Below are 12,053 nucleotides of genomic sequence, written 5' to 3'. Positions count from 1 at the left end.
GCTTTATTAAATGGGCTGATCGATATCTAATTTTATATAAATGGAGTGCTCAATAATTCGACATATTAATGGGTTTGGTCTAAAGACTTTTATGAAAAGTGAAACCTGACCCTAAATTTGCTCACTAAGGCCTGAATTTGACAGCTTTGTACGCATTTGGTCGTTCAAAAACTCCTCTGATTTATTAGGCCTTTCGTTTGTCTGTTTTGTATTTACCAAAATAATACAGATGGTTAAATGTATGGCTAATTAACGTTTATCTGGTTGTTTTATTTGTTCAAATTAACAAAATTAGCGCTTGTTTCTATAGTGTTAATTGTTTTTTGGAATAATTATTTGTTTTTAGTGACTGGTAGTGAGATCTGCTTTGAAGCACGGCTTTAACTCTACAAGTAAGTAGTGGTAAGGAGTTTGTGAGTATTTCTTGCCGATAATATAATGTTGATTTTTCTTACTATATGCTCTTTTGGTGAATAGTTATGTGGTACTTTTGCTTGCTAAGCGTTTAATGTCGACTTTTTATCCTATTTTTGTTGCTTTTCTGTGAATTATTTGCCAAATTGTCAACCGTATAAAATATCAGAACAATATTCTGGTAAGAATGGATTCAATTTTGCAGACAGGGCAGAAAGCTGCCAAAGCAGTAGAGGTCTGGTAATGTCACTTTTAGAAGTAAAAAATCTTCGTATCGAATACCCATCTCGCCATGGAGTTCACGCCGCAGTTAAATCACTTTCGTTCAACATTGAACGTGGTGAGATTGTTGGTGTTGTAGGCGAGTCTGGTGCAGGTAAATCAACAGTAGGTAATGCTGTGATCGATTTGCTGAGCCCTCCTGGCCGCATTGCTAGCGGCGAGGTATTTCTGGATGGCGAAAAAGTCTCTGGTTTATCTCCTGAACAGATGCGTTCTGTTCGCGGCTCAAAGATTGGTTTTATCTTCCAAGACCCAATGACTTCTCTTAACCCTCTATTCACAGTAGAACAGCAGTTAAAAGAGACGATTCATGCCAACATGAAGGTTTCGGATCAAGAAGCCTACCAGCGCTCATTAGACTTGATGAACCAAGTGGGTATCCCACAACCAGAAAACCGTTTAAAGCAGTACCCTCACCAATTCTCTGGCGGTATGCGTCAGCGTGTGGTTATCGCGATCGCATTGGCAGGTGAACCTGACCTAATCATCGCAGATGAACCAACAACAGCACTGGATGTTTCTATCCAAGACCAGATCTTGGGTTTGATTCGCGACCTATGTATTAAGAAGAACGTAGGTTGCATGTTGGTCACGCACGACATGGGCGTGGTATCTAACGTTACCGACCGCGTAGCCGTTATGTATCGTGGTGACTTAGTTGAGTTTGGCCCAACAGCGAAAGTTCTGGGTACTCCTGAGCACCCATATACACACAGTCTTATCTCTGCGGTTCCTCGTTCGGATCGCAAACTCGATCGTTTCCCTCTTGTTAGCTACATCGAAGAAGCACAAGAGATGGAACCATTGGATGTGAAGAACCACTGGTTAGGTCAAAGCCAAGATCACCGTGATTACACTGGCCCTCTGTTGAACGTTGAGAACGTAAACTTACGCTTTACTACCAAAGATTCTTTCTTTGAGAGCCGTCGTGAGTACGTTCAAGCATCAAACAACGTGAGCTTTGAAGTGCATGAAGGTGAGACGTTTGGTTTAGTAGGTGAATCAGGTTCAGGTAAATCAACGATTGCTCGTGTGATTGCTGGCTTGTACGCACCAAACTCAGGCAAGGTAACGTTTGAAGGCGTTGATCTTACTGGTCTGAAATCTGAAAAAGAACGTCGCCCTATGCGTCGTCAAATGCAGATGGTTTTCCAAAACCCTTACACATCAATGAACCCTCGAATGAAGATATTCGACATCATTGCTGAACCTATCCGATTCCATAAGCTTACTCGCAACGAAAATGAAACTCGTCAGATCGTGAACGACCTGCTAGAGCACGTGGGTTTAGGCAAAATGGCTGGGGTGAAGTACCCACACGAATTCTCAGGTGGTCAACGTCAGCGTATTTCTATCGCTCGCGCTTTGGCGACTCGCCCACGTCTTTTGATTTGTGATGAACCAACATCGGCACTGGACGTGTCGGTACAGGCTCAGATTCTTAACCTACTAAAAGACTTACAAGACGAGCTAAACCTAACCATGCTGTTCATCAGTCACGATCTACCGGTTATTCGCCAAATGTGTGACCGTGTTGGTGTGATGCAGATGGGGACATTATTGGAGGTTGCGCCAACGGAGCAGCTGTTCCAATCACCTCAGCATGAATACAGCAAACAACTGATTTCTTTAATGCCTGAATTTACAGGCTTAAGAGAAGAAAAAGCAGTGGCACAAGCCGCGGTATAAAAATCAGCAGGCTGGAGTTTAGCTTGCTAACAACAATAAACAGACGCAAATACAACAACTAGGGATCTGGATTCCCGCATGAAGGAGTTATGCAATGAAAACCATGAAAAGCAAATTAGCAGTAGCTTTAATGGCAGCTGGCCTAAGCTTTAGTGCAGCAGCAGCAGATATTACCGTTGGCTACGCAGCTGACCCAGTATCACTTGACCCGCACGAGCAGCTGTCTGGTGGCACACTGCAAATGTCTCACATGGTGTTTGACCCTCTAGTACGTTTCACTCAAGAGATGGATTTTGAAGGCCGCCTAGCATCTAGCTGGGAGCGTGTTGATGAAACGACTTTCCGCTTCAACCTACGTAAAGGTGTGAAATTCCACTCTGGTAACGAACTGACTGCTGATGATGTTGTGTGGACTTTTGAACGTCTACAAGCTTCTCCAGACTTTAAGTCTATCTTCACGCCATACGAAAAAATGGTAAAAGTGGATGACTACACAGTTGAGCTAGTATCAAAAGCGGCTTACCCACTAGTACTACAAACAGCAACTTACATCTTCCCAATGGACAGCAAGTTCTACTCTGGCCAAACAGCGGAAGGTAAAGACAAGTCTGAGCTAGTTAAGCACGGTAACTCGTTTGCTTCGACTAACGTTTCAGGTACTGGTCCATTTATCGTAACGCAGCGTGAGCAAGGCGTTAAAGTAACGTTCGAGCGTTTCAACGATTACTGGGACACAGAAACTGAAGGCAACGTAGACAAGCTAACACTTGTGCCAATCAAAGAAGACGCGACACGTGTTGCAGCACTTCTTTCTGGCGACGTTGATATGATTCACCCAGTAGCACCAAACGATCACAAGCGTGTTAAAAACGCTAAGAACATCGATCTAGTGACGCTACCTGGTACTCGTATCATCACGTTCCAAATGAACCAAAACAGCAACGAAGCACTTAAAGATGTTCGCGTTCGTCAGGCGATTGTTCACGCAATCAACAACGAAGGTATCGTTAAGAAGATCATGAAAGGCTTCGCAACAGCAGCTGGTCAGCAAAGCCCAACAGGCTACGCGGGTCACAACGAAGACCTAGTTCCTCGTTACGATCTGAAAAAAGCGAAAGAGCTGATGAAAGAAGCGGGCTACGAAGATGGCTTTACGCTAACTATGATGGCTCCAAACAACCGTTACGTGAACGATGCGAAAGTAGCGCAAGCGTCTGCGGCAATGCTGTCTAAGATTGGTATCAAAGTTGATCTTAAAACTATGCCTAAAGCACAGTACTGGCCTGAGTTTGACCTATGTTCAGCAGACATGATGATGATCGGCTGGCACTCAGATACAGAAGATTCAGCTAACTTCAACGAGTTCCTAACTATGACTCGTAACGAAGAGACTGGCCGTGGTCAATACAACTGTTCTGGCTACTCAAACCCAGAAATGGATGCGATCGTAGAAGCTTCTAACACTGAAACTGACCCAGTTAAGCGTGCTGAAATGCTGAAAGGCGTTGAAGCAACACTTTACAACGACGCAGCATTCGTACCGCTACACTGGCAAAGTGAAGCGTGGGGCGCGAAGTCTAACGTTGGTGCAGCAGACGTAGTAAACCCAATGGTTATGCCTTACTTCGGCGACCTAGTTGTAAAATAATCTAGCTTGCTAGAATCGAGAGCCTGAAGCTTTTCAGGCTCTCAAATTATTAAGATATAGATTTAAGTTTCGGTATTTGGTCTTCCTTCAGTCTGGCTAAATACCTTTTTTAAGACTGAATTTTGTTATCTAGTCGCGGATTTCGACTAGATAGTCATGGATAGATAAGGGGCAAGGAATGGTTACGTTTCTGGTCAAGCGCCTGTTTCAGGCACTGATAGTGATGTTTGTGATCAGTTTGGTGGCGTTTGCCATTCAGGATAACCTGGGCGACCCGTTGCGTGAGTTAGTCGGTCAATCTGTTTCAGAATCGGAGCGTCAAGCGCTGCGTGATGAACTCGGCTTAAATGATCCCTTCATTACAAAATACACTCGCTTTGTGGGCGCAGCTCTACAAGGTGATCTTGGTACTTCATATTTCTTTAAACGCCCAGCTGTGGACGTAATCTTAGATAAACTAGTCGCAACGCTTGAGCTTGTGTTCGGCGCTTCTCTGATCATTGTTTGTCTGTCGATTCCACTTGGCGTTTATTCTGCAATACACCCAAAAAGCTTCTTCACTAAACTGGTGATGGCGGGCAGTAGTATCGGCATTTCTGTGCCTGTTTTCTTAACCGCAATCATGTTGATGTATGTATTCTCTATTGAGTTAGGTTGGCTGCCGTCGTTTGGACGTGGTGAGACCGCAAACTGGTTTGGCTGGGAGTCTGGTTTCTTAACGCTCGATGGCCTTGCACACTTAGTGCTGCCGAGTATTGCTCTAGCATCTATCATGCTGCCGCTATTCATTCGTCTAGTACGTTCTGAAATGCTCGAGGTTCTTAGCTCTGAATACATCAAGTTTGGTAAAGCAAAAGGCCTAGCGCTGAACAAGATTTACTACCAACACGCTTTGAAGAACACAATGCTACCTGTACTAACGGTAGGTGGTGTTCAAATCGGTACGATGGTGGCATACACCATTCTGACTGAAACTGTATTCCAGTGGCCGGGTACCGGCTTCCTATTCCTTGAAGCGATTAACCGAGTGGATACTCCACTGATAACCGCATACGTTATCTTCGTTGGCCTGATCTTCGTAGTAACGAACACCATTGTTGACCTGCTTTACGGCATCATTAACCCAACAGTGAACATTACAGGGAAAGGAGCATAATCATGGAACACACAACAACAGCTCCATCTCGTTGGGAGCGATTCAAGCAGTCAGACATTCTGTACTACTTCTTACGCGATAAAGTGGCAATGGTGAGCTTCGCTATCTTTGCAGCTTTCCTTGTTATGGCATTAGCGGCACCGATTCTAGCGCCAACAGACCCGTATGACGTGACGTCTATCGACATCATGGATTCTGAGTTGCCACCATCTTGGATGGAAGACGGCGAAGAACGCTTCCTACTGGGTACTGATGAGCAGGGTCGTGATATCTTATCTACGATGCTTTACGGCTCGCGTCTGTCATTGACGATCGGTTTCCTAGCGGTAGGTCTTCAGCTGACTCTCGGTATCATCATTGGCCTGTCTGCAGGTTACTTCGGTGGTCGTATTGATAGCTTCTTGATGCGTTTTGCCGATGTTCAGCTTTCGTTCTCAACCATGATGGTTGCGATCATTGTCTCGGCCATCTTTAAGGCGAGTTTCGGTAGTGACTTCTACGCGCAATATGCGGTTGTTATGCTGGTGGTGATCATCGGTATTGCTGAATGGCCGCAGTATGCTCGTACGATTCGTGCATCGGTATTGGCAGAGAAGAAGAAAGAGTACGTAGAAGCGGCACGTGTGATGGGCTTTAGAGCGCCTCGCATCATGTTCCGCCATATTCTGCCTAACTGTTTATCACCGATTTTGGTTATCTCTACGGTACAGGTGGCAAATGCCATCATGTCAGAAGCGGCACTTTCTTTCCTAGGTTTAGGTCTTCCGGTAGACCAACCATCACTCGGTGCCCTGATCAGTACTGGTTTTAACTACATTTTCTCAGGAGCATGGTGGATCACAGCATTCCCAGGTGTGCTTTTGGTAACATTGGTTCTCGTTATTAACCTATTAGGCGACTGGTTACGTGACGTGTTTAACCCGAAAATTTATAAAGGGTGATAGCCCGGTTTGATTTTTAGTAAAAAAAGTCACTAAATTAAGAGCCGTAAGCAATTACGGCTCTTTTTTTGCTTAATGGATCTGGAACTTAGTATTATTGACAGTGTCAATAATAGTTAAAATGGAATTCATGTTTTATCGACATAGATTCGGTAATAATTAGCCCGCAAGGGTTTAAGTGGTGGTTATGAAATTGACAATGAATGCTGTATGTCGTGCTGTGACGAGAAATTATCGTATGGGACTTATCGCTGCATCTCTTTTGGTATCGAGCCAAGTGAATGCAGAGTCGGTTCTATGTGATGCAACTCAGGCAAGCACCAACCAATTACCACAGCTAGAGCAATCATGTCCGATCGGTAAGGGCGTGTGGGGCAGTAAAGCACCAAAACGTCATTCAGATAACGAACTGTTTTGGGTTCAATGTGGCCTGCTGAACAAGCCTTTGTCACTGAGCCGAGCAAAGCCTCTGTATGAGAAGATCTCGACCAACGTTTGGATGAAGCCGGAAGGCGGAGACTACCGTTGCTTAATCGGACCTTATTCTACCTTCTCTGATGCGAGAAAAGACCTAGCTCAGGTGCGTAAGGTTTCTGGTTACGGTGAAGCCTTTATTCGTATGGTCGATAAGTCGAAAACCTCATCACAGCCTATTGTGGCAAAACCAGCAGAGCCAAAAGCGGTGACGCACAAGGCTCCTGCAAAAGTAGAAGCTAAGCCTGCACCGAAACCTGTGGCTACTAAGCAAGTGGCGGCGGTAGCGAGCGCTGCAGCAATTCAGACGCTACCAAGCGGTAACGCGAGTTCAGACAATGATCTAGAGATCGAGATTCGCGTGAAAGCAGACATTGCGGGTAGCCAATATGCTATTCCTTACCTTCTAGATCATCAACAACAGTTCTACATGGAGCAAGGTAAGCCTTGGAGCCGCCTAGATTACGATAGCGCTGAATTGGTGTGTAATCAGGTCAACATGAAGCTGATGAGTGAGAAGCAATGGCAAAGCATCTTGAGCTCAAAGGTTATGGAAAAACAGAACTGGCCAATGCATCTCCCTTATTGGGGCGCAGATAAGAAAGGTCTGTTTACCAACGGTAACGTCAACCAGTTGAAAGGTTCTTCATTGCTTAATGTGATGTGCGTTAAGTAACGACGACCGTTACCAAACCAAATAAGCCTCAGCCATTGCTGGGGCTTTGTTGTTTATACGCCTCTCTTTTTCGACATCGGTTCGACTTTTAGACACTCGTTCTTCAAGACGAATTTGATTAAAAATCGTTAAAAATTGTTCAAATAGCGCGGCTGATGCGTAGAAAACCATAACTCAAGCAATAAGGTGATTGAGATTATGAGTTTAAAAAAACGATTAGAAGACGTGGCTCCACGCTTTGAAGCCGGAGGGAAGTACGAAAAGCTCTACCCAGTGTATGAGGCTTTCGCGACAATATTTTATACACCCGGCAACGTAAATCGCGGCATAACCCATGTTCGTGACAGCATTGACCTAAAGCGCATCATGATTCTGGTGTGGTTGGCGACCTTCCCGGCAATGTTCTGGGGGATGTATAACGTCGGACACCAAAGCGTCCTCGCACTAACCTCCAGTTATCAATTAAATGAACTTGCCTCGGTTATCGAGAGTAGCTGGCGTCTGTCGTGGGCATTTGGTGATGCGCAGTCATTGATGGCAAGTGGCTGGGCAAGTCAGATGTTGCTTGGTGCACTCTATTTTCTACCCGTTTATGCCACGGTGTTTGTGGTCGGTGGTTTTTGGGAGGTGTTGTTTGCCGTTGTACGTAAGCACGAAGTTAATGAAGGCTTTTTTGTTAGCTCTGTGCTGTTTGCACTCATCCTCCCGCCAACCATCCCGCTTTGGCAAGCCGCTTTAGGTATCACCTTTGGTATCGTTGTCGCCAAAGAGCTGTTCGGTGGTACAGGACGAAACTTCTTGAACCCAGCCCTTGCAGGCCGCGCGTTTCTCTATTTCGCCTATCCAGCCAACATGTCGGGTGGGCTTGTGTGGGTTGCCGCTGACGGCTATTCAGGCGCGACACCACTGAGTCAATGGTATGAAGGCGGCAGCACGTCACTGATCAATAACATGACTGGCGAGGCGATCACTTGGATGGATGCCTTTATCGGTAATATTCCAGGTTCGATGGGTGAGGTGTCGTCACTGCTTATCATGCTGACGGGGTTGATTCTGATAGCGATGAAGATAGCTTCTTGGCGCATTGTCGCCGGTGTGATTATTGGTCTCGTTGTGACATCTAGCTTGATGAATTGGATAGGGTCAGAAACCAACACGATGTTTTCGATGCCGTTCTACTGGCACTTTGTGTTGGGTGGTGTAGCGTTTGGTACCTTCTTCATGGCAACAGACCCTGTATCTGCCGCGTTTACCAATCAGAGTAAGTGGGCTTACGGGATCTTGATTGGTGTTATGACGGTCGGTATCCGAGTGCTCAATCCTGCTTATCCAGAGGGCATTATGCTGGCTATCTTGTTCGCCAACCTGTTCGCTCCGCTGTTCGACTTTGTAGTGAAAGAGCAGAACATTAAACGAAGACTTAAACGGACATCGCGCTAATCTAAGTGGTTAAAAGGGAAAGTCAATCCCATAAGAAAGGCTTGCATTGATGCAAGCCTTTCAATTTTTATCGCGATTGATTTGAGGTTGATTTAACTCCACTTCAAATCAATCTCGAAAGGTTGTGTGCTACCACAGTGTTCACCACACATTTCGTCGTAGGCGCTGTTATGAACCAGCATAGCTGATGCGACACCTTGGTCGCTAAAGTGATCGCGTGCTTGGTTAACACTCAAAAACTTCATAGGATGCTGGTGGTCATCTTTAATTAATTGCTTTTGCTCGCCAATAACTTGGTAAGCCAAGTAGATCCCGCCTTCAAATGATTCAATTAGTAGATTCATAATGAGCTCCGCTCTTTTAGTGTTGGTTTGTTTTTCGTACGCGGAATTTCCGCTGAAGGTTCAGATCGTACGCATAAAAAAGCCTTGTCGAGAGCGACAAGGCTTAATGTTAGTTAAATTATATGTTGAACTAATTCAACTTTATCTTGCGAAACTAAACAGGATGTCTGCAAATTTACCAAGTTTTTCTTCTTTCACTTCACCATGAATGGTTCTAATACCGCTCGTGATTGGAGTGATAGAAGTAAAATCGATACCACAGCTGTTATTTTTCGCAGAATCAAAGTACTGCACTTCCCAGGAAAACGGTGTTCCCGACATTGAGTACACGTCGAATGTGTAGTTTGCTTTTACTTCTTCACAGCTCATTTTAAGGTAAATGTCTGCATCTGATACACCACTCTCACACATGTTAGTATCAGTGCAATTGTCATCTACATCATTCATAGCTGCGTCAACATCCATATCATTAATGTTGCCATTTTGGTCAATATAATGAAGAGTACCTTCAACCCATACGTCATCAGTAACGCCATCAGTAATGCGTTGAGATATTAAGGCATTCAACTGTTGTGGAGTAGTATAGGCAGGGTGCATTTCCTCAAAAGTCATACTTTCTACTTTGTCGTCAATTGAATAGTCGAAAGTTTCTGTATTTTGGAACACAAAGTAGTCTTGGTACTTTTGAGCACTATAGCGAATAGTGAATGATTCATCACCATCATTGATATTAAGTACATACCCCCCACTAGCATCAATAGTGTATGAACCAAGTGACTCAAAATTATTGTTGTTAGCAGGAGACGACGAAGTATTAATCTCAGGGCAAGAAGTAAAGCTGTCTTGAGTACGAGTGTATGCGTAGAGCGTTTGTGTTTCTGAATCGAAATATCGAACCTCACAAGCTAAGCCTGTACCTTCATCATTGTAGTTTTCTAGTGCTGATTGATACAAATATTGGTCTTCGATAGATGTTGTGGGAGGTGTAACATCTCCTGGCTGAACGTTAGGCAATCTAAACGTTACCATTTCTGATTCAATATCGTTCTCCTCACCACCAGAGAAGTTGATCCCTTGTGCGATATACAGAACAACATTATTGGTCTCTGATGTTGGGCGTCCACTTAATGTTACTAAGCCCGAGCTATCAACATTTACTGAGACTCCCGGAATCGGGTTGCTTGGCGTTTCATTATCATGTGGAGCATAGTGAGCGTAGTATTCAATATCGCCCGAAACCTTTGAGCTAAAAAGATTTGCAACGCTGAAAGCTTCTTCAAAGTCTTTACCAACAGTCAGTGACCATTGCGTCGTAATTTGTGCTTGTATATCTGCTTCTAACTCTTCATTAATACTGATGCTGCCAGCTTGAATAGGAGGCGCGGTAAAGTTCGCTGGTGCAGACGCTAAGAAGGTGGAAGTGTGACCATCATCAGCATGAATGGTGAAGTTTACCTTGTTGCTATTAACCTTTGTTGGGTAACCCGTTATGTGAATTACGCCAGATACTGAATCGTACTCAGATTTAAGACCAGGAACCGCACTGTCGATATTTGTTGTGTATGTTAGGTGAGAATCTTCACGATCTTCAAACAACGTATCTACTGGGATCTCTCCGGTAAACTGGGCACCTTGGATTAGATTCCATGTAGATACAATTTCAGTCTGGATTCGTGTTTCTTCCGCATCCACAACGCTTGGAGGTGTGTTGAGTAGATCAACATTGAATGAAAAAGTAGTACGCAGTGTACTGGTTACTTTCGCATCTTCATCTTGTGTATCCTTGTCTTCAGCTTCAAACGTAATTGTGTAACTGCGTTGCGGATTCTCCAATGAGCCTGAACTTGATAGTGTTAACGTAGTACCAGTTTCGTCAAGCTCAGCAGTGATCTCTCCTTCTCCATCAATTTTAACGCTAGGCCTTACCGGAGTTAGAGCACCGTCTACTGAATACTTATCTTCAAAAAGATTGTTTGGTACTTCAATTGTTTCTAAAACAGTATCTGTTTCGGTAATTTTGAGTGTATGGATCTGTTTCTGGATCGCTGATGCTGCTGATGGATTAACTAACAACTTAAAGTTGCGAATAGCGGTCTCTGGCTCAGTTGGATCAATGATTGGCCTGTCGTTTACCAGGTTCTCATCGCCCATATTGTCTTCTGTAACGATTTCTTCTGATTTTTCAGTAGCCGTGTCCGTGATTATCTCAATTTGTTTTTCGTATTCTGAAGGGTTTTTCGCTTTTGACTCCGTAAGGATCTGCGCAGTTTTATGAAGTCGAGCACTCTGCAGGTTGCTCTTAGAGTCTTCGACAAAGTCAGAGAAAAGATCAATCGGTGCTTCTTCTGTGCCCCCAAGGTTGCTACTTACTGCTGATACGGCAGCTTCAAGTGTGCTGTTATTTTTGCGCATCTCGATAGCGACTAGATCGGTAATTGGAGATATAACGACACCTTCACTGCCATCAACCTTTGGTGTGCGCAGTACGACAGCGTTGGACATAGGTTGGTCCGGAAGGTCCATATCTCTTGTATATAGATCTAACAGTTTATCCAGTGATTTTGTATTGTCAGGAAGAGTACTCAGTTTCTGAGCCAGCTCTGGAGTTACATCGCCAGGACGGAGTGTTTGTAAACCTAGGCTGTGTTTGACCTCTGTATTTTTCGGTAGTGTTAATTCACCGTTTTCGTCTGTTAGACCGAACACAGTATCGATGTCTAGATTCAGTTTCCCGTTGTCGTCCACATCAGCAAACACTACGGCGTTATGGAAGTAGCCATCAAACCCCTTTACTACAATACTACTCGATTTATCACCTGAATTGCCGCCAGGAGGAGTACCATCATTGCCAGGGGTATTACTCGTATGGGGGCTATCACTCCCACAACCTGTTAAGCCTAGTGCCACCGCAGCCGCTAATAACGTTACCTTTTTCATTTTTTATCCTTACTCTGAAGAGTAATTATTTTTAGGTTAATTAAGATCTGTG

General features: G+C 44.4%; 7 protein-coding genes and 1 pseudogene. 6 read left to right on the top strand and 2 right to left on the bottom strand.

Going from position 1 to position 12,053, the window contains the following annotated elements:
• The first annotated feature begins 657 nt into the window (after positions 1-657).
• From AB4512_RS11945 to AB4512_RS11920, 6 genes are all read left to right on the top strand, one after another.
• The gene (locus AB4512_RS11945) at positions 658-2,385 is read left to right on the top strand and encodes an ABC transporter ATP-binding protein (protein WP_017060132.1); all 1,728 of its coding nucleotides are present in this window, start codon (positions 658-660) and stop codon (positions 2,383-2,385) included.
• 94 nt (positions 2,386-2,479) lie between these two features.
• Positions 2,480-4,033, top strand: a complete 1,554-nt coding sequence (locus AB4512_RS11940) for an ABC transporter substrate-binding protein (RefSeq protein WP_017060133.1) — start codon at positions 2,480-2,482, stop codon at positions 4,031-4,033.
• A gap of 178 nt (positions 4,034-4,211) precedes the next feature.
• A complete protein-coding gene (locus tag AB4512_RS11935; RefSeq protein WP_017060134.1) occupies positions 4,212-5,189 on the top strand; it encodes an ABC transporter permease in 978 nt (325 codons plus the stop codon).
• A 2-nt stretch (positions 5,190-5,191) separates the two neighbouring features.
• Positions 5,192-6,130: an ABC transporter permease gene (locus AB4512_RS11930; RefSeq protein WP_048607511.1), complete on the top strand. Its 939-nt coding sequence runs from the start codon at positions 5,192-5,194 to the stop codon at positions 6,128-6,130.
• A 187-nt stretch (positions 6,131-6,317) separates the two neighbouring features.
• On the top strand, positions 6,318-7,280 hold the full coding sequence (locus tag AB4512_RS11925) for an SPOR domain-containing protein (RefSeq protein WP_029235875.1): 963 nt from the start codon (positions 6,318-6,320) through the stop codon (positions 7,278-7,280).
• A gap of 198 nt (positions 7,281-7,478) precedes the next feature.
• Entirely contained in the window at positions 7,479-8,720 is a 1,242-nt protein-coding gene (locus tag AB4512_RS11920) for an NADH:ubiquinone reductase (Na(+)-transporting) subunit B (RefSeq protein WP_372058882.1), read from the top strand.
• Positions 8,721-8,812: 92 nt separating this feature from the next.
• Here the strand turns inward: AB4512_RS11920 and AB4512_RS11915 are convergent.
• Positions 8,813-9,073, bottom strand: a pseudogene (locus AB4512_RS11915) (DUF6482 family protein); the annotation flags it as partial.
• Between the two features lie 132 nt (positions 9,074-9,205).
• Entirely contained in the window at positions 9,206-12,001 is a 2,796-nt protein-coding gene (locus tag AB4512_RS11910; protein WP_017060139.1) for a hypothetical protein, read from the bottom strand.
• Between the last annotated feature and the right edge of the window lie 52 nt (positions 12,002-12,053).

The sequence above is a fragment of the Vibrio sp. 10N.222.52.B7 genome, assembly GCF_041474275.1.
Taxonomy (GTDB): domain Bacteria; phylum Pseudomonadota; class Gammaproteobacteria; order Enterobacterales; family Vibrionaceae; genus Vibrio; species Vibrio crassostreae_C.
This window is presented reverse-complemented; position numbering and strand designations above follow the sequence as displayed.

Excerpts from the sequence above, each read along its gene's own strand:
- AB4512_RS11945 (WP_017060132.1), top strand. The coding sequence starts at position 658 with ATGTCACTTTTAGAAGTAAAAAATCTTCGTATCGAATACCCATCTCGC.
- AB4512_RS11940 (WP_017060133.1), top strand. The coding sequence starts at position 2,480 with ATGAAAACCATGAAAAGCAAATTAGCAGTAGCTTTAATGGCAGCTGGC.
- AB4512_RS11935 (WP_017060134.1), top strand. The coding sequence starts at position 4,212 with ATGGTTACGTTTCTGGTCAAGCGCCTGTTTCAGGCACTGATAGTGATG.
- AB4512_RS11930 (WP_048607511.1), top strand. The coding sequence starts at position 5,192 with ATGGAACACACAACAACAGCTCCATCTCGTTGGGAGCGATTCAAGCAG.
- AB4512_RS11925 (WP_029235875.1), top strand. The coding sequence starts at position 6,318 with ATGAAATTGACAATGAATGCTGTATGTCGTGCTGTGACGAGAAATTAT.
- AB4512_RS11920 (WP_372058882.1), top strand. The coding sequence starts at position 7,479 with ATGAGTTTAAAAAAACGATTAGAAGACGTGGCTCCACGCTTTGAAGCC.
- AB4512_RS11910 (WP_017060139.1), bottom strand. The coding sequence starts at position 12,001 with ATGAAAAAGGTAACGTTATTAGCGGCTGCGGTGGCACTAGGCTTAACA.